This window comes from Bacillus sp. ISL-57, assembly GCF_018613135.1.
Classification (GTDB): domain Bacteria; phylum Bacillota; class Bacilli; order Bacillales; family DSM-1321; genus Peribacillus; species Peribacillus frigoritolerans.
In genome coordinates this window covers 885481-903707 of record NZ_JAGGQV010000002.1, presented here as the reverse complement: position 1 = coordinate 903707, position 18227 = coordinate 885481, and the positions used below count along the sequence as shown (strand labels likewise).

Annotated in this window: 16 protein-coding genes; 8 read left to right on the top strand and 8 right to left on the bottom strand. The window is 40.4% G+C overall.

The genetic code is table 11. The annotated features are described in order from the left end of the window. The first annotated feature begins 67 nt into the window (after positions 1–67). The gene (locus tag J7I90_RS07650; RefSeq protein WP_214769991.1) at positions 68–922 is read left to right on the top strand and encodes a RhaT/GlcU family sugar-proton symporter; all 855 of its coding nucleotides are present in this window, start codon (positions 68–70) and stop codon (positions 920–922) included. A gap of 15 nt (positions 923–937) precedes the next feature. Then, positions 938–1723 (top strand): glucose 1-dehydrogenase, encoded by a 786-nt coding sequence (locus J7I90_RS07645; RefSeq protein ID WP_214769989.1) that lies wholly within the window; start codon positions 938–940, stop codon positions 1721–1723. 78 nt (positions 1724–1801) lie between these two features. Here the strand turns inward: J7I90_RS07645 and J7I90_RS07640 are convergent, their stop codons facing one another. Beyond that, positions 1802–2347: an NADPH-dependent FMN reductase gene (locus J7I90_RS07640; RefSeq protein ID WP_214769986.1), complete on the bottom strand. Its 546-nt coding sequence runs from the start codon at positions 2345–2347 to the stop codon at positions 1802–1804. Between the two features lie 106 nt (positions 2348–2453). Beyond that, on the bottom strand, positions 2454–3422 hold the full coding sequence (locus J7I90_RS07635; RefSeq protein WP_214769984.1) for a bile acid:sodium symporter family protein: 969 nt from the start codon (positions 3420–3422) through the stop codon (positions 2454–2456). Positions 3423–3740: 318 nt separating this feature from the next. On the opposite strand from J7I90_RS07635, the gene J7I90_RS07630 reads away from it, so the two are divergent. The 4 genes from J7I90_RS07630 (at position 3741) to cobT (ending at position 6952) form a co-directional block, all read left to right on the top strand. Beyond that, the gene (locus tag J7I90_RS07630) at positions 3741–4157 is read left to right on the top strand and encodes an RrF2 family transcriptional regulator (RefSeq protein WP_053533915.1); all 417 of its coding nucleotides are present in this window, start codon (positions 3741–3743) and stop codon (positions 4155–4157) included. Positions 4158–4271: 114 nt separating this feature from the next. Beyond that, positions 4272–4979, top strand: coding sequence for a nitroreductase family protein (locus J7I90_RS07625; protein ID WP_214769982.1), 708 nt, complete (start codon positions 4272–4274; stop codon positions 4977–4979). A 251-nt stretch (positions 4980–5230) separates the two neighbouring features. After that, the gene (lepB, locus tag J7I90_RS07620; protein ID WP_053533917.1) at positions 5231–5776 is read left to right on the top strand and encodes a signal peptidase I; all 546 of its coding nucleotides are present in this window, start codon (positions 5231–5233) and stop codon (positions 5774–5776) included. 129 nt (positions 5777–5905) lie between these two features. After that, the gene (gene cobT, locus J7I90_RS07615; RefSeq protein WP_214769979.1) at positions 5906–6952 is read left to right on the top strand and encodes a nicotinate-nucleotide--dimethylbenzimidazole phosphoribosyltransferase; all 1047 of its coding nucleotides are present in this window, start codon (positions 5906–5908) and stop codon (positions 6950–6952) included. Positions 6953–7037: 85 nt separating this feature from the next. Here cobT and J7I90_RS07610 read toward each other — a convergent pair whose 3' ends face one another. Further along, positions 7038–8441, bottom strand: coding sequence for a sigma-54 interaction domain-containing protein (locus tag J7I90_RS07610; protein ID WP_214769976.1), 1404 nt, complete (start codon positions 8439–8441; stop codon positions 7038–7040). Positions 8442–8706: 265 nt separating this feature from the next. Here J7I90_RS07610 and J7I90_RS07605 point away from each other — a divergent pair, with 265 nt between their 5' ends. Both J7I90_RS07605 and J7I90_RS07600 read left to right on the top strand, forming a co-directional pair. Continuing rightward, positions 8707–10380, top strand: coding sequence for an alpha-keto acid decarboxylase family protein (locus tag J7I90_RS07605; RefSeq protein WP_251025131.1), 1674 nt, complete (start codon positions 8707–8709; stop codon positions 10378–10380). Between the two features lie 746 nt (positions 10381–11126). Then, positions 11127–11345 (top strand): hypothetical protein, encoded by a 219-nt coding sequence (locus J7I90_RS07600; protein WP_214769974.1) that lies wholly within the window; start codon positions 11127–11129, stop codon positions 11343–11345. 846 nt (positions 11346–12191) lie between these two features. Here J7I90_RS07600 and J7I90_RS07595 read toward each other — a convergent pair. From J7I90_RS07595 to J7I90_RS07575, 5 genes are all read right to left on the bottom strand, one after another. Further along, complete coding sequence (locus J7I90_RS07595) at positions 12192–13364, bottom strand: C40 family peptidase (protein WP_214769971.1); 1173 nt, start codon at positions 13362–13364, stop codon at positions 12192–12194. Positions 13365–13650: 286 nt separating this feature from the next. Next, complete coding sequence (locus J7I90_RS07590) at positions 13651–14487, bottom strand: TIGR03943 family putative permease subunit (protein ID WP_214769968.1); 837 nt, start codon at positions 14485–14487, stop codon at positions 13651–13653. 14 nt (positions 14488–14501) lie between these two features. After that, positions 14502–15389: a permease gene (locus J7I90_RS07585; protein WP_396020054.1), complete on the bottom strand. Its 888-nt coding sequence runs from the start codon at positions 15387–15389 to the stop codon at positions 14502–14504. 355 nt (positions 15390–15744) lie between these two features. Beyond that, positions 15745–16368, bottom strand: a complete 624-nt coding sequence (locus J7I90_RS07580; protein ID WP_214769965.1) for a DNA-3-methyladenine glycosylase — start codon at positions 16366–16368, stop codon at positions 15745–15747. A 115-nt stretch (positions 16369–16483) separates the two neighbouring features. Then, on the bottom strand, positions 16484–18049 hold the full coding sequence (locus tag J7I90_RS07575; RefSeq protein WP_214769962.1) for an MDR family MFS transporter: 1566 nt from the start codon (positions 18047–18049) through the stop codon (positions 16484–16486). Positions 18050–18227 lie beyond the last annotated feature (178 nt).

Genomic DNA, 18227 nt, shown 5'->3' with positions numbered 1-18227 from the left:
AACATATTAAAGAATACAAAATGAAATATCCAGCTTAGTTTTGTACTTACATATATGGGGGTTGAAAATGGATATATTATTAGCTCTCTTGCCGGCATTATTCTGGGGAAGCATCGTTTTATTTAATGTGAAACTTGGGGGTGGACCCTATAGTCAAACACTAGGTACAACGATTGGCGCCTTGATTTTTTCAATTGGTGTTTATATTTTTGCCGATATTAAGCTTTCACTTCTTGTGTTTGGAGTCGGAGTCGTATCTGGATTGTTTTGGGCCGTTGGACAAGCTAATCAGCTTAAGAGCATTGATTTAATGGGAGTTTCTAAAACAATGCCGATATCAACTGGATTGCAGCTCATTTCAACCACATTGTTCGGGGTCATAGTTTTTAACGAATGGTCTACAATGAAAGCGATTATTTTAGGCGTTTTGGCATTGATCTTCATTATTATAGGAATCGTCTTGACCTCCTTGGAAGATAAAGAATCGAAAGAGGGCAAGTCGGGAAACTTGAAGAAAGGAATTGTTATTCTCCTCATCTCGACATTCGGTTATTTGGTTTATGTGGTCGTGGCCCGTCTTTTTGATGTTGATGGATGGTCAGCGTTGTTCCCTCAAGCGATCGGGATGGTGATAGGCGGTCTGTTATTGACATTTAAGCATAAACCGTTTAACAAATATACGATTCGCAATATCATTCCGGGATTGATATGGGCTGCAGGGAACATGTTTTTATTCATTTCCCAGCCACGTGTGGGAGTGGCCACTAGTTTTTCACTTTCGCAGATGGGCATAGTCATCTCAACTCTTGGCGGAATCTTCATTTTACGTGAAAAGAAAACGAAGCGCCAACTAATTGGAATCATAATTGGAATTATCTTGATCATCATAGCTGGGATTATGCTGGGATTGGCAAAAAGTTAATTGGAGGGTGATTACATGTATACAGATTTAGAAGGTAAGGTCGTGGTCATAACTGGATCATCCACTGGTTTAGGAAAAGCGATGGCCATTCGCTTTGCTAAGGAAAAGGCAAAGGTCGTGGTCAATTATCGCACTAAATCAGAGGAAGCGGATAGTGTAATGGAAGAAATCAAAACAAATGGCGGGGAAGCCGTTGCAGTAAAAGGCGATGTCACCGTTGAAGAAGATGTTATTAACCTTGTTCAATCAGCGATAAAGAATTTCGGGAAACTCGATATATTCATCAATAATGCAGGGATTGAAAATCCGGTTCCATCTCACGAGATGCCGTTAAGCGACTGGAATAGGGTAATCGATACTAATTTAACGGGGAATTTCTTAGGTTGCCGCGAAGCTATCAAGTATTTTGTCGAGAACGATATTAAAGGGAATGTAATTAACATGTCCAGTGTACATGAGATGATTCCCTGGCCTTTATTCGTTCACTATGCAGCTAGCAAGGGCGGGGTGAAGCTGCTTACGGAAACCCTGGCTCTTGAATATGCACCAAAAGGGATCCGCGTGAACAGCATTGGTCCCGGAGCCATCGCCACCCCAATAAATGCCGACAAGCTTGAAGATCCCGAAAAGAAAAAGGATCTTGAAAGAATGATTCCGATGGGGTATATCGGAAAGCCTGAAGAAATTGCCGCGGTTGCTGCATGGCTGGCATCTTCAGAGTCCAGTTATGTAACGGGCATCACTCTATTCGCTGACGGAGGAATGACAAAATACCCTTCATTCCAAGCGGGTAGAGGATGAGTTTGATTAGTTCCTCTATTTTGATGTAACCAAGAATCCCAGCAGGATCAAAGCCTGCTGGGATTCTTGTGTAAAGCATTAACGAGTATGATGATTATACCAGCTAATGAAATTATCGACGACCGTATCGATAAACTGGACAGTCGACTCATGAATAAGGCTGCCTTCGTTATCGATTTTGTCATGCACTGCACCGACATATACTTCATTCCCAGGAAGGAGTGGGGAGGAGATGCCTATTGCAAATAAGATTTCACGCAAATGCAATTGAGCTTTTACCGTCCCTAATTGCCCCATTGACGCACCCATGATCCATGATGGTTTGCCGATCAAGACTTTATCGACACGTGATAACCAATCAATTGCATTGCCCAATACACCTGGAATCGTCCCGTTGTATTCAGGTGTTACCCACAAGACTGCATCTGCTTCGTCCACTTTGCTTTTAAATTCTTTTACAACCAATGGAGGATCATTTTCAATATCTTGATCATAAAAAGGTAAATCCCGAATGTTCAATATTTCGAGATCAAAACGATCTTGATATCTAGTTTGAATATATTTGGCAAGCTTAAGGTTGTATGACTCTTTACGGATACTTCCCACTATGGCAACAACTTTCATCTCCAATACCCCCAATGATTTTATTATGGATAATCATGTAAATGTGTTCACTTACCTATTATAATTGGAATGTAATTGAAAGGGAAAAAGGATGCTTGGGAAATAATCATTCGATGGATGGCCCTTCAATCAAACCACGACGAAAATGCTTATCCAAGACATAGCCAAAAAACGAGGCAAGCATTTGTTGAAACAGCATGCCAAGTACGACGGGTACCGCAACGGCAGCAGGGAAATAGGTCGTTGCTAGAACGGCTCCTGCACTGATGTTTCGCATACCTCCTGTAAATGTCAAGGTGATGATATCCGCCTTTTCCCATCGTAAATATGCACCGACCATCCAAGAAAGGGCATAACCTGAAGCGGCTATGAACAAAACCAAGAAGGCCATGATCATTATTTTCTTATCGAAATGGGTTAAGTAAGGCGCAATTTTTGAACTGTTCAATATGACTACGATTCCAACGCTTATTTTGGAGAATGGAGCTAATCGGGGAGATAGTGTATTTTGTATCTTTCCTTTAGTAGCCTGATTCAAGAACATGGCAAGCATGGAGGGAAGAACGACCATTCCGATTAATCCTTTCACTATCGACCATAAATCCATTTCGATCGAACCGCCTCCAAAAAGGGAAACACTGTAAGGAACGATGAATGGCGAAAGTAGGGTGTCGATTAAGATGATGGTTAGGGCAAGTATGGAATTACCATTATAAATGGATACCCAGATCATACTGGTGACACCGGTTGGAATCACTACAGCGAGGACTAGGCCGGTAATTGTGAAAGCATCACCATGAAACACTAAATGGCCGAGACCAAAAGCCCAAATAGGCATAAGCATATGAAGGATGATCAATACGATGAAAACAGGGAAAGGGTGAGTGACTGCCTGTTGCAGGGATTTAAAGTTAGAGCCTAAACTTCCGGAAAATGTAATGAAGGCAAATATCCATGGAACAAGAAAGGTGTAAGCCGTTATATGTTCGGACAATAATACCCCAATAACCACGCTTATCGGCGTGATGAGAGGCATGACTTTATCGAGTTGTTCATTTATTGTTTTCAGCATCATTCATCCACTTCCTCATCCATTCTATTAAGTAAGTTTACCATATTCCAAAACAAATAATTTGTAAGACAATAACTTTGTCAATTTATTTTTTGGGAAATGGTGAAATGCATTTAATGTAAGACTATATAAAATAGGCCAAGTGGGTTGGTAATATATCCATTCTTTTTGGTGTTCCCCATTACTTTCACTGCTTTGAAACAAAAAGGGCTGCAAGCTTCCCTGATTGATTGTATTAGGAGGTTTTTAGGCAGGATTGTTCGATGCAGCGGTGTATATTCAATGAAAAATAGTTTAAAGTAGAGGAGAGAGGTGAAAGAAATGTCAGAAAAGGTTTCCAGTATAATGTGGTTTAGTCTTGCGGTACAAGCCCTGCTTGTTCTTGCTGATCATGATGGATTATGCAATAGTAATAAATTGGCCGTTAAGCTTGATTCGGAGTCAGGTTTTCTTAGAAAAATATTAAGTAATTTAGTGAAGGCAGGGCTGATTCAAGCAAAGGAAGGAAGAGATGGGGGATATTCACTTGCCAAAAATCCCGAACAAATCATTCTTGCAGATATATACTCTGCAATTAAATCCGAACCTTTTTCAAAAGGCTTTCTTGATGTGAATGATAAAAAATGCTTTCAACCATCTTCCCGCGAAGCTTTATGCGGCTTGAAAAACGAGATGGAGAGCTGGATTATACAAGGCTTGGAGCAGAAGACGATTGCTGATTTACTATCAAAATCTTGATGTGAAAAACGAAACTGTCAGGGTTTCGTTTTTCTTAAACTGTATTTGACACAGGAACAGTATGCGTTATATACTGTTCCTGTAATAATTACAGTTAAATGGAGGTCATTATCAATGACAAAAAATATAATGAATAAAGAAGAGTACCTGAATAAAGCGAAAGAATTGAATGTACCGCTTGAAAAGCCGAAAGTCCTTAATGATACGGATTTCATTACGGTAGCAAAAGAACGGAGATCTGTTCGCCAGTACGATGCTGAATACGTGATGACTGAAGAGGAAATTCGTGAAATCCTGGAGATTGCGACTCAAGCGCCGTCTTCTTCCAACTTACAGCCGTGGAGATTCCTTGTGATTCAAGATAAACAAACCCAACAAGAATTGCTACCCATCGCAAATAACCAACAACAAATCGTCGATGCATCTGCTGTCATTGCCGTTTTAGCCGATATAGAAGGTTACAAAAATGCAGAACGGATTTATGGTGAATTAGTCAATAAAGGGATCATGAAGAATGAAATCAAAGAGCCATATGTCGCCTCTATTCTGCATAATTACGGCAACTTTTCCGCTGAGAAGGCTTTAAGCGTAGCCATGATTGACGGTGGCTTGGTTTCCATGCAAATCATGTTGGCTGCAAAAGCAAAAGGATACGATACAGTCCCAATGGGAGGGTTCGATGAAGCCAAATTTGTGGAAGCGTTCAATGTACCGGGAAACTTCAAACCTGTCATGTTGATTTCCCTTGGAAAAGGAACTAAAGCAGGATTTGAAAAAGTCCGTTTGCCACTCGATACTATATTGACTTGGAATAAATTCTGAGGAACAAACTAAGAAAAAGGATAGCTAAAATCGCTATCCTTTTTCTCATTGGTTTGAGATTGGCTCTGAAAAATCATTTATTCTCGCGAGCGATAAATGAATGTGTTACAATTTTTCCATATATTTCTTTGAAATGTCTCCTCTAAAAATCACCGACCGGCAAATTAAGCTAATGAATTTTTTGGCCTGCTAGCCAAAATACAGCAATTATCGTGGGTTTAGCCGTTGACAATGGATGGGAGGGAGTCCGTATGAAGAATATGAAAAGTGAAGTGTTCTCGTGGTTGAAAGCTATCTTATTCGCTTTAATGATCGTGTTCATTTGCCAACAGTTTTTATTTACGCCAGTCACGGTAAAAGGTGAATCAATGGAGCCGACTTATGAAAATGATGACCGGATCGTGGTTGCTAAAATCGGAAAGCCGGAGCGCTTCGATATGGTCGTATTTTATGCTCCGGACGCGGAAGAGAATTATATAAAAAGGGTGATCGGTTTACCAGGGGACAGCGTCGAAATGAAAGATGATGTCTTATATATCAATGGGAAAAAGTATACAGAACCATATTTGAATACGAAAAAAGGAGAAATTCCACCTGAAGAGAATCTGACGGAGAATTTCACCCTAAGTGATTTACTCGGGAAATCCAAGGTGCCTGTCGGTCATTTATTTGTCATGGGGGATAATCGAAGGAATAGTTGGGATGGAAGAAGATTTGGTTTTATTTCTGAAAAATCACTTGTGGGCAAAGTGAAATTTCGTATCTACCCTTTAAATGAAATGGGAGTGCCGAAGTAAAAGGACCCCGGTGAATTCTAGTGAAAGCCTAGATGATAATGATATGGACTAAGTTATATTTATAGCAGATGATGGATAAGAACCTTTTCCTATGGTTAAGGTTTTTATTTAGGATTGTGGGGGATTAATATGAATAATGGTTTATCTGCCGTTTCCATTCCGATGCTGGATGAAGAAATGGGACGTCAGGTTAAAGGACATGTCGATTCGCTGACGGTGCCTCAGGGAAGCTTAGGACGGCTTGAAGAATGGATAATTGAACTGGCCAAGATGACAGGGGAGGCATTTCCGGACATTTCGAAACCGGGGGTGATCGTCTTTGCAGCCGACCATGGAATTACGGAAGAAGGGGTTTCTGCCTATCCAAAAGAAGTGACGGAACAAATGGCACTTAATTTCCTGAATGACGGTGCTGCCATCAATGTATTAAGCCGTGCGATAGATGCTTACTTGGACATTGTCGATATAGGGATCGATGCAGATATCGAAGCATCGGGGTTAACTTCCAGAAAAGTCCGTAATGGAACTAGAAACTTTTATAAGGAAGAGGCTATGACAAAGGAAGAAGTAAATCAAGCGCTTGACATTGGATATGATCGTGCAGAGAAAATGATTGCCCGTGGTGTGAACTGCCTGATTCTTGGTGAAATGGGAATCGGAAATACGACTTCCAGTACCGCCATCATCTCCATCATAAGCGGGAAAAGCGTCGAATCACTAGTGGGGCAGGGAACAGGATTGAAGTCGGAAGGCATTTTACATAAGCGAAGAATAATTGAAGAAGCGATTTCATTAAGAAATCCTAATCCTGATGATCCAATCAACATTTTGATGAATATCGGTGGATTCGAAATTGCTGGTATGGCAGGGGCCATGCTTGCTGCAGCTAATAACCGTATTCCCATTCTAGTTGATGGTTTCATTACAACCACGGCTGCTGTTTTGGCAAACATGATTTCCGGAAGTGCAGCCGATTATATGTTTGTTGGACATCGATCAGCAGAACCTGGTCATGGAACGGCCATAGAACTGCTTGGCAAGGAACCGATCCTCGATCTGGGAATGAGAATCGGGGAAGGAACAGGGGCTGCCCTGTCATACCCCATCCTAAAGGCAGCGACATTGGTCATTAAAGAAATGGCAACATTTGAATCCGCTGGCGTGTCAAATAAGTAAGAAAAAGGAGACCTCGATACGCTGGTCTCCTTTTTATACAGGTAAAAAATGGATACTGTATTTAAACATTCTTCCATCCCCCCTGTTATTTAATGGGCAGATGATCTTTATATTTCTTCATTTTCCTGACGACGGAAGGCTGGCTGATACCTAAGAATTTAGCCATTTCATATGTGGACTTGCATTGTTTACTCGCTTTCATCAACATCCATTTTTCGACTTGTTCGAGGGCGGTATTGAGATCACTATCATCAACCATCATATTGTCGATCATTAGAGTATCATTTATTTTCTCCAAAGATTCTTGTCCATGGAAATGGGAGGGGAGAAAGCCTGGGAAAATGATGGAGTCTTCCGAGGTCAAAATAAGACGTTCAATCAGGTTTTCCAATTCACGTACGTTTCCTGACCATTTATGCTGAATCAGTATTTCGTAAGTGGAAGGGTGCAATTTCTTATCCGACTTGTATTTCTTATTGATGATTTCGAGATTATGATTGATTAAGATGGCAATGTCTTCTTTTCTTTCGCGTAACGGCGGTATTTGGATGGGAATCACATTTAAGCGATAATACAAATCGAGCCTGAATGTTCCCTTCTCCACCATTTCCTCAAGGTTTTGATTGGTTGCCGTCACAAGCCGGAAATCAATCTTATGCTCTTTTTTTCCTCCCACTCTTTTAAAGGTCTTCTCTTGCAGGACATTTAATAACTTCACTTGCATATCGAGGGGAAGCTCCCCGATTTCATCCAGAAATAAGGTTCCGTTATCTGCCTGTTCGATCAGCCCTTGCTTCCCCTGCTTCTGCGCTCCGGTGAAGGATCCCGCTTCATATCCAAACATTTCGGATTCAAAGAGACTTTCTGGGATGGTACTGCAGTTGACTTCGATGAATGGCTCTTTGCTGCGGTAACTCTGATTGTGCAGCCGGCGGGCGAATACGCTCTTTCCCACACCGGATTCCCCAAGAAGCATGACTGTCGCATCCGTTTTGGAAACACGGTTTATCGTCTTGGCGATTTGCCGCATTTCTTTGCTGCGATAGATCAAATCCTCCTGTTCCCTAAGTTCCTCGACCTCCGATTGGTATTCTTGAATCTTTTTCTCCAATTGACCGTACTGATCCTGGAGGTTCCTGATTTCAGTTTGATCTTGGGCATAGCTGACGACTCGAATCAATTCACCATCATCATCAAAGATGGGATAGGCAGTCGACATGACGATTTTTCCCGTCTTCGTTTGCTGCATGATCTGGATAGGCGTTTTCTCTTTCAATACCATGGCGGAAATCGATGGTGAAAGGATTCCTTCCGTTTCGAGCTGGTAAACGGATTTTCCAAGGTAATGTTCTGGTTCGATTCCATATATCCACCAATGGTTAGGATTCGTGAATAAAATGAATCCTTTTTCATCGGTCACGGTAATATTATTATTGGATGTGTTGATGATGCATTCCAAAACTCTTTTGACGTTGTTATCACTCATCATTTTCCCCCTTATCCACTGTGCCGGTGATTCAAATATAAATCAAAAACAGAAGTGAAATCAAGAATTTTCAGATATTTTGATTTGGAATTGAATCGTTTTTTATAAGAATCGTGCCTGGGATAGTCTCACTCACTTCATTCATCAAAGCTAAAACTAGAGTAATAGAGTCGCCACCCACATTAAAGTAGATGGATACTTATACGGTTAACCTACTTATGTTTGGGTATAAATAAAAAGAGAGTAATCTATTGAAGGAGTGATTGACTTGGCTGAAAACACAACCTTGGGACAATATTTATACGACTGCTTAAAAGCAGAAGGCATTACAGAGATTTTTGGTGTGCCCGGAGATTATAATTTCTCATTGCTAGATACTTTGGAAGATTACGATGGGATTGAGTTTATTAATGGACGAAATGAACTCAATGCTGGATACGCAGCGGACGCATATGCCCGGGTGAAGGGCATGTCGGCACTGATCACCACCTTTGGTGTCGGTGAAATGAGCGCATGTAATGCAATCGCTGGAGCGTACAGTGAAAATGTGCCGCTCATCCATATTGTCGGCTCGCCAAAGACCATGATGCAACAGGAAAAGGAGCTTGCCCACCATACGTTAATGAATGGAGATTTTGATGTTTTCCGTAAGGTTTATGAGCATATCACCGCTTATACAGCAATACTTACACCAGAAAACGCAGCTAGGGAGATACCGGCTGCAATCAAAATCGCGAAAGAAAAGAAAAAGCCCGTTTATTTGGTTGTGGCTATCGATCTCGTTGAAAAACCATTGCTTTCTCACAGTAAGACATCAGAAAACATGACAAAAACGAATGTCGATGCTTTGCAGTCAGCAGTGAAGCATATAAAAGGCATGTTAGAACATGTAAATAAAGCCGTTCTGCTGGTCGACGTGAAAACACTTCGTTATAACTTGCAGAAACCCGTACTGCAGCTCGCTGAGAGGTTAAATGTTCCAGTTGCTTCATTGATACAGGGGAAAAGCGGGTTTGATGAGAGTCATCCCCAGTATATTGGTGTATACGGCGGAGCTTTTGGAAGTAAGGATGTAACTGAGACTGTTGAAGAAGCGGATTTGATCATAGCCGTTGGTGCTGTTTGGTCAGACGTCAATACTTCCAAAAGTACAGCAAAGCTTAACCCGTTGAAAATGGTGGAAATTCAACCTGACACATTAAAAGTGGGGGAAGCCAGTTATATGAATGTCAAGGCGGAGGAAATACTAAATGCGCTCCAGGACATTGGCTACCGTCAGAACGAATCTGTCGGAAACATCTCGTTTCCGTATGACACAATGGTGGAAGACCCGACAGCACCACTGAAAGCGACTTCCTATTATCCTCGAATTCAGCAAATGTTGAAGGAAAATGACATTGTGGTCACGGAAACAGGAACTTTCTCTTATGGCATGTCACAGGTCAGATTGCCGAAAGGGGCGACCTACATAGCCCAGGGAGGCTGGCAAAGCATTGGTTATGCGACGCCTGCAGCTTTCGGTGCTTGTATAGCGGATAGAAACCGGCGTGTTCTTTTGTTTACCGGGGACGGATCGATACAGCTGACAGCACAGGAAATAAGCTCGATGCTGGAGAATGGCTGTAAGCCCATCGTGTTTATCCTCAACAATAACGGCTATACGATAGAAAAATTCTTAAACGTAAAAGTCGATATAGAAAAACAGAAATACAACGAGATACCAGAGTGGAATTATACAAAACTGGCTGAAGCATTTGGTCAGGAGGCATTCACAGCAAGAGTCGAGACGAATGGTGAACTGGATGAAGCCATTACAAATGCCCAAGATATGAACGCCGATAAACTTTGCCTTATAGAACTGGTCGTGAAAGATCAAATGGATGCACCGGATTATTTGAAAAAAATAAGGCAGTACCTTGAAGAGCAAGAGAAACTAAAGTAATTCCAGTTTCGAAATGCACTCACCCCTGATTAAACACTAGAATATACTTTAATGTTTTGTTTATGAAACCTCACTAGATTGAAGAATTATGAAATACTCCTGCCGAATAACTTGCTAGCCGAGGCGCCACAGGCGCTTGCCTTGAGGTGACTGGGCAGAAAATCGGCGGAAAAGGGAGCGGATTTCTGTAATCGACTGAAATCAAATTTAAGAAAAACCGTAGTCTAGGCTCATCCCGAACAAAGTTTAAGACGAGGTGATCCTTGAGTTTTTTACATTAATTCTTAAAGGATGGAAGAAATTTGCGACACTCCTGCCGAGTAACTGGCTAGTCGAGACCCGGAGACGTTTACGTCGAGGAGGCTTGGCAGACAGTCGGCGGAAAGGGAGCGGATTTCTGGAATCGACTGGAACGTTTTTGAAAGAAAAAAGCTCAGGCAAACTTACTCTTAGTATACTTTCTGAAAAGGTCTTCTGTGATGAAGGCCTTTTTTTGTTGGAAATGTAGATAATGTACTTACTTATATCTGCACGGCCCGATCAAGGACAAGAATGCAAGTTGAAAAAGTGAACAGGATATATCCAGAATGACAAAACCAATATTGGTAACGGTCATTTCAAAATTGAAACCAAGAATTTTTAAACTAAAAGTATTATGAAAATATCATGTAATAGGAAAAATATTTTTCCTTAGTAGAGAAAACCATTCTATTTCCGGCTAGCAATTTCTGTAGAGAAGGAGGTCCATGCGTAAAAATGTATCATTAGCCCGGTTAATAGAGTCTAATAAAGAAAAACTCAACAATAATCAGATGTTCATAGATCTTATAGAAGAAAAAGTCCATAGAAAGCAGGTTGAAATGCGGAAAAGACATCTAACAAAACAGGCAGGTGAGGGAAATGTTATTAAGAAAGGCTTGGTTATTACAACAAACGATAACCTATCAAAGAAAAAAGAAGGATGAAATGGGCCAAGGAAAGGAATTATCAAGCTTTGAAGAAGTACGTATCAGTAATCAACTGAATTATGCGATTGTGGAAATGCACTAGTGAAGGTTTAGTTTATTTTGTATGTTTTGCAATACTTTTAAGTGTTTTGAGTATTTTTGATCATAAAATCAATTATAAAAAAGACTTAATACATTAACAAATTAAAAATAAAAACATTTCCAGTTATAAATAAAAAACCACAATTGAATTATTACGCTTTTATGCGATTGGGGAGATGTAAAGATTAATGCGTAAGAAATGAGTCAAAAAGATAATGATGTGGGAACATTTGTAGGTAAAGGTGTAAAACGCTTTTTAATTTTTTGAGTATTATATCAATTTATTATTGAGAGAGTTTTGGAGCCATTAACCCTACCTCTCGTTTTGCCTCGGGAAAGGTTATTGCTCTGAAGTCACGCAAGTTAATATAAATGATAATTGTTGGATAGGAGCCAGGTTACTATTTTGTCAGGTGTGTAATTGTCAGAATAAATAGTCACTGAAAGTGTTTATGCTACAGAGGTAATGCAGCAAAAGTGATGAAAATGTTACTTACTAAAGAGACTAATAGACTTGAAAAAATATATATTTTTGATCCAAAATATGACCGATATCTGAAAATGGAAGGACTCCTTAGGAGGTAATCTGAAATGGAAGCTTGTTTTCCACCATTACAAAGGAAATTGTAATATGGAACCTGCTAGTGCATTTGTATCGCAACACCGGTTGGCGGATATTTCACATTATGATACGCAAAAAAGCGTGTATGAAATTTATCAAACCACGCTTTTTTGCTCTTTATAGTTTACTGTCATCATCATTTAGTTAAGAACTCGGACCGCCTTCACAAAGCTAGGTCCCCAGTAGGAATTGTTAATGTTAGCGTAGGAAACACCTTTAGATGTTGAAGCATTCAGCATTTGACCGTTACCGGCATAAATTCCTACATGATTGATTACTCCATCATTATTGGTATCGAAAAATACTAAATCCCCTTTTTGCAGGGCTTTCGAGGATACGGCTGTACCAACGTGTGATTGTGCCACTGAATTTCGAGGCAAGGAAATACCTGCACTTTGGAATGCCCTTAATGTGAAAGAAGAGCAATCAAATACGTCAGTGCGTGAAGTGCTCGCACCGTAAACATACTTGGCTCCCATGTATTTAGCGCCAGCTGCCAAAACTTGATCTGCTTTAATGGATTTGGACGGTTTATTACTTGCAGATCCCGAGGCCTTCCCTGAAACCCGGATGGTTTGGCCGATACGAATACGATCTGAATTAGAAATATTTGGGTTTATTTTAAGTAAGGCACTAAGGGAAAGGTTATATCTTTTAGCGATTGTTGATAAGGAATCCCCTAATTTAACGACATACACGTCTGTTGTATTTTTACTTTTATCCGGAATGCTGGTATTGGCATTAACCTTCAAGACCTGGCCGGGAAAAATGAGAGTGCTAGTCAAATGGTTTATAGACTTTAATTGTTGTAGAGTCATATTATTGACTCTGGCAATTTTGCCCAGTGTATCCCCGGATTTGACTTTATATGTAGCATTTGAACCGTTTTTAGCCGTAGAGCTCGATCCAGAGGCTTGTCCGGAAACCCGGATGGTTTGGCCAATATATATCCGGTCGGAATTAGAAATGTTAGGGTTTAATTTAAGCAGGGCACTAACGGATACATTATATTTTTTGGCAATTTTAGATAAAGAATCCCCAAGTTTAACCACATATTTTTCGGTTTTATCTTTATTTTTAACTGAACTGTTGTTTAGAGTATTAAATTTCAAGACTTGGCCGGGAAAAATGAGGTTACTAGTCAAATGGTTTTGAGATTTTAAGTGCTGGACAGTTGTATTATTGGCTTTAGAGATTTTATCTAGGGTGTCCCCTGATTTAACTTGATAAGAACCAGCATAAGCAGAAGTGCCGGCGATTAGGGTACCTATAATGGTCCCCGCAAGAATGAAAGAGTTTTTAGAATTGTTCATTTAGGAAAGTTCCTCCTGATGTGGTAAAAAAATATCTAGCATTTATATTATAAAGGTATGGAATATAAAAAACATGGCCCATATAAATAAAAATCAACTTTTTCGTCATTTTTCGGGTAATCTTGCTACAGGGAAATGGGGATTTATGGGATTTAGGTGGAGTGTAAGAGGGCCATACTGTAATTTCGCATAAATGGATAAAAAGAGATTTCATAAAAATGGAGGTTTTAGGTGATTAAAAAGAAAGGTAAGGATGGCATATCCTTACCTTTCCATGATTCATTTTTTAATATTGTCTATAAACATAGGGATCATCCGGTTCAGCGATTTTACTATGTGATGATACTTTGAGCAGGGGAATGGTTTTCTTGAATGGCTGATAATAAATGGATTCCAATTCACCTGTCACGGAATACCACTCATCATTTTTAGGATGCATTCCTTCAGGAAATTCGATTAACATACCGAATACCCCAGAGTCAGCGACACAGTGAATGACCCCAAAACGAAACAGGAATACCTGGTTTTTGGCTAGCTCATCTGAATTGTACGAAAATCCGGTTAACGTTATTTGCTTGCCAGTGAACTTTCCAGGAGAGTAATAGATGGCTTCTAAATCGTTTAGATAGTTTTCATCTGTTAATTGGAGACTATCACGATCAACTAAGCCTTTGAGAGAGTTATCCATTAAAGTTAAATAGTCATCCTTGCCATAATAAAGACTCGTATCCGGCTGCAGGAATTGATGCTGGCTATATTCATCCGAGTCTTCATATACAGGGAAATGAAAACCTTTTTTTTCTACAATATTGGAGTCCATAGTGGCAACAGGCAAAAAGAGACCGGTTAAAATGGGAATGAAGTATAGGAAGTAAGTAAGGTTCCTTTTCCATTTCTTATTTTCCCGGGAGTGATCATGTCCGCACTGACAATCAACACCTTCTTCTTGATTATCTTCCTTAAAATATAAGTAAGATCCCATTAACGTGAATATTGCCAGTATATAGATAGCAATCTGTGAAACATATGAATATTCCATATTAATGTATTTCGATATATTCCCTGAGGCGTGTAAGTGCATGAATAAAAAAGTAAGTCCAAGTAATATGAATAATCTTCCCATATAAAACACCCTCTTTAAGAAATAAACAATAAAGTTAGGCCTAAGACGGAAATAAATATATAGGCCATCAAACATAAAACGAATTTTGTTTTGAAGGTACCTAAAAGCATGATCGTATTTTTAATATCAAACATGGCCCCAAATACAAGAAAAGCAACTAGTGAAGAGGGAGAAAAGGTACTTCTAAAAGAACTTGCAACAAAGGCGTCCGCTTGGGAACACAAGGACATGACATAGGACAAAGCCATCATGACTGCATTCCCTGATAGTTTTCCTTGACCGATTTCAAGCAATAGGGATGTTTTCAAAAAGGTTTGAATGGCAGCCGCCAGCAATGCACCAATGATTAAGTATTTTCCAACAGAAAAGAACTCTTCAATCGAATGTTTGAACATCCCCGTTATTTTGTCTTTAAATGTAAGTTTATGGTGATGTATTTGTATATGTTCGATATGTTCCTGTTTAAGCTGATTTGTCTTAAATTGAAAAGACAGGATGAATGCAATGATCAAGACGACCGCGAATGCAATTCCGCCACGATAGAAAACCATGCTCCAGCTATTGCCAAACGCTATATAGGTGGAAAACAGGACGATCGGATTGAGAATGGGTGCAGAAAGCATAAAGGCAATGGCCGCTGAAAGAGGAACCCCTTTAGCGATCAAACGGCGGGTGATCGGGACGATCCCGCACTCGCAGGCAAGAAAAAAGACTCCTGCACCTATTGCGGATAGAACAGATAAGATCGGATTTTTCGGAATGATTTTTGCAATCATCTCTTCCGACACAAAAATTTGGATGATTCCAGATATAAGGACTCCCAGTAAAATGAAGGGAAGGGATTCAATTAGGATACTAATAAAAATTGTATTCATTTGCAAAAGGGCCTGAACGTTCATCATAAACCACCTTCCATATTGCTGACTTAACTATATTAGGTTCGTAATAGAAGGAAGTCAATTTATTATTACTGGGGAAATAGGCTGGAAGATGAATGGGTAAGGAAATTATGGAAATTGAATTATGGGATATTGAGGGGACTTGAATAATCTAATGTATAATTCTGGCAGAAATTAAACTACAATTAAAGTCTTGTTCCTTTTGAGGCTAGGGCTGTCATTAGCTATATTCATCATACGTTCATATACGATACTTGATATGTATTTCGGGATACTTACCGACAAAGCAAAATCCCCTCAAAGTTGTATAACCATCCAGAGTTTATACAGTTCACTTAGAGGGGATAACATCAGGAGACTATTTTGGTCCCCTTTTTTTAATTAAGTTCTTACGGGATATAAATGGATTGTCGGTAACCCAGAAACGCCAAGGGTAATCCTTTGCTTCCCCGGAGTTGTCGATTCCGACGCGGGGGCCGCTGGATATGTGGCCAGGCCTTTTTCCTGCAGCCAGATAAAGCGGGGGATCGGTAAAAGATCGGCCATAATCATCCATGGTGATGCCTAGTGCCTTTGTTAGCTTCCCTGGTCCATCGGTCCATTTACGAATATCGGCAATTCCGCGTCTTTCATGCATTAACTCGAGCCCTGAATACGGTTCAATCGCACGAATTAAAATGGCTTCCGGATTTTCAGGTCCGCCGCTTACGACATTGACCAGTGTATGTGTGTGCATGACGTATGTATAGATCAAACCGGAATTTCCGAACATCACTTCCGTCCGTTTTGTCCGTCTATTTCCAAAACTATGTGCGGCCCTGTCCCCAGGTCCCATGTAGGCCTCTGTTTCAACAATGAATCCAGAAGCGGTTCCTTCCGCTGTTTCTTTTACGATCAGGCAGCCAAGAAGGGATTTCGCCAGTTCAAGCGTGGGCTGCTGATAAAAATCTGCAGGCAAAATTGAATCGTTTATCTTGTCCATAGTATCACCCCATTTAGTCTCATATAGGTAAAATGCCCTTATCAAAGAAAAAGAAACATAGGATTGAAGGGATGAAAAAGGCCGGCTGATTATATCAGCCGGTCCCGAGCTTGTTTTAGCCTAATTCTTTTTCGGTTTCTTGATCTCTTTTGATTCGGCCCGAACCCACGGAAAGTGCCACTAATATCCCTGCGGAAACGAAAAAGATACCGGTGATGAAAACACTGGAGAATGCATCGATCCAAGCATTTTCTATCGTTTTAACAAGGACATTGCTGACTTCTGCGGGCATTTTTAGGTTTTCGGGATAAAGCATGATGTTGAATAACGTATCCGTTTTATCGGCTAATGCTTTCAGTGCCTCATGCAATATAGGGTCCTTTTGACTTACGACCGCATCATCCATATTTTGCTGGAGATTATGATTCATGACAGCATTCAAAATCGTGATGCCCATCGTTCCACCTATTGAGCGGAAGAAGGTTGAAGCCGCTGTAACCGACCCTAGCTGCGATTTTGGAAATTCGTTTTGAACGGCAATCATCAATGTCGGCATGACAAGCCCCATACCTATCCCAAGGATGGCCATGAATGAGTACGCAGTGATTATAGTCGTACTGCCGTCCATCATACTCATTAGGAAAAAGCCAAGCGTCGCAAAGGCCATTCCAAAGGTAAGCACGGTACGAAAACGGAATTTCAAAAGTAACCGCCCGCCAATGATGCTGGAAAGAATCATACCGATCATCATCGGAGTCATGGTCGATCCCGCTTTTGTTGGTGAAACTCCCAAAACGCCTTGCATGAACAGCGGGACGAACATGATTGCCCCAAACATGCCAAGGCCAAGCAGGAACCCTAAAATATTCGTGGTGGAAAAAACTCTATTTTTAAAAAGGGATAAATCAAGGATCGGTTCGACCGCTCTTCTTTCAAAAATGATGAATAGGACAATGAAGACAATGGTGCTGCCGAAAATCAAGATAGATTCCAGTGATAACCATTCGAATTTATCACCACCGAAAGTCAAACCAAGCAATAACAGGACAATACCAGGAATCAAAGTGAAGATCCCTAGATAATCAATATTCACTTTCACAGTTTTCCTAATCGCTTCATGTTTCAATCCTGCATAAATCAATATGGCCGATAGTAAGCCCGTCGGTACATTGATCAAAAAGATCCAATGCCAGCTGATATGGTCAACGATCAGGCCGCCCAGAAAAGGGCCGATGACAGAACTTAATCCAAAAAGGGCTCCGAATACACCCTGCCATTTGGCTCTTTGTTCCGCAGAGAATATATCGCCGATGATCGTTTGGGATAAAGGCATGATCATTCCGCCGCCAATTCCCTGCAGACCTCTGTAGATGATCAATTGCTCCATCGAAGTGGCTGTGGCACATAAAAACGAACCGATCGTAAATATGATTGTGCCAAGCAGATAAAGGGAACGCCTGCCATATAAATCAGATAGCTTTCCAACAATGGGTACAACAGTCGTTGAGGCTATTAAATAGGCAGTCGTTACCCATGCAAAGATGGTGAAACCATTCAATGCCCCGATAATTGTCGGCATGGCCGTACCGACGATCGTCTGTTCCAATGAACTGAAAAACATTCCTATGATCAATCCTGTTAAGACAAGCTTGGTATTGACCGCTTTTTTTTCCATTTGCATAGCATTTCTCCATTTCTATAACTGTATTTCTTAATCGTTTATGACTAATAGGTCAAAATTATAAATCTCTAATGACCAATTAGTCAACGTTTTTTTTTGCAAAAGAATTCAATTACTTGACTATAGTGGGTAAAGGTGAATATAAAGATTCATCCATATCACTTTAAGTAATTCGACC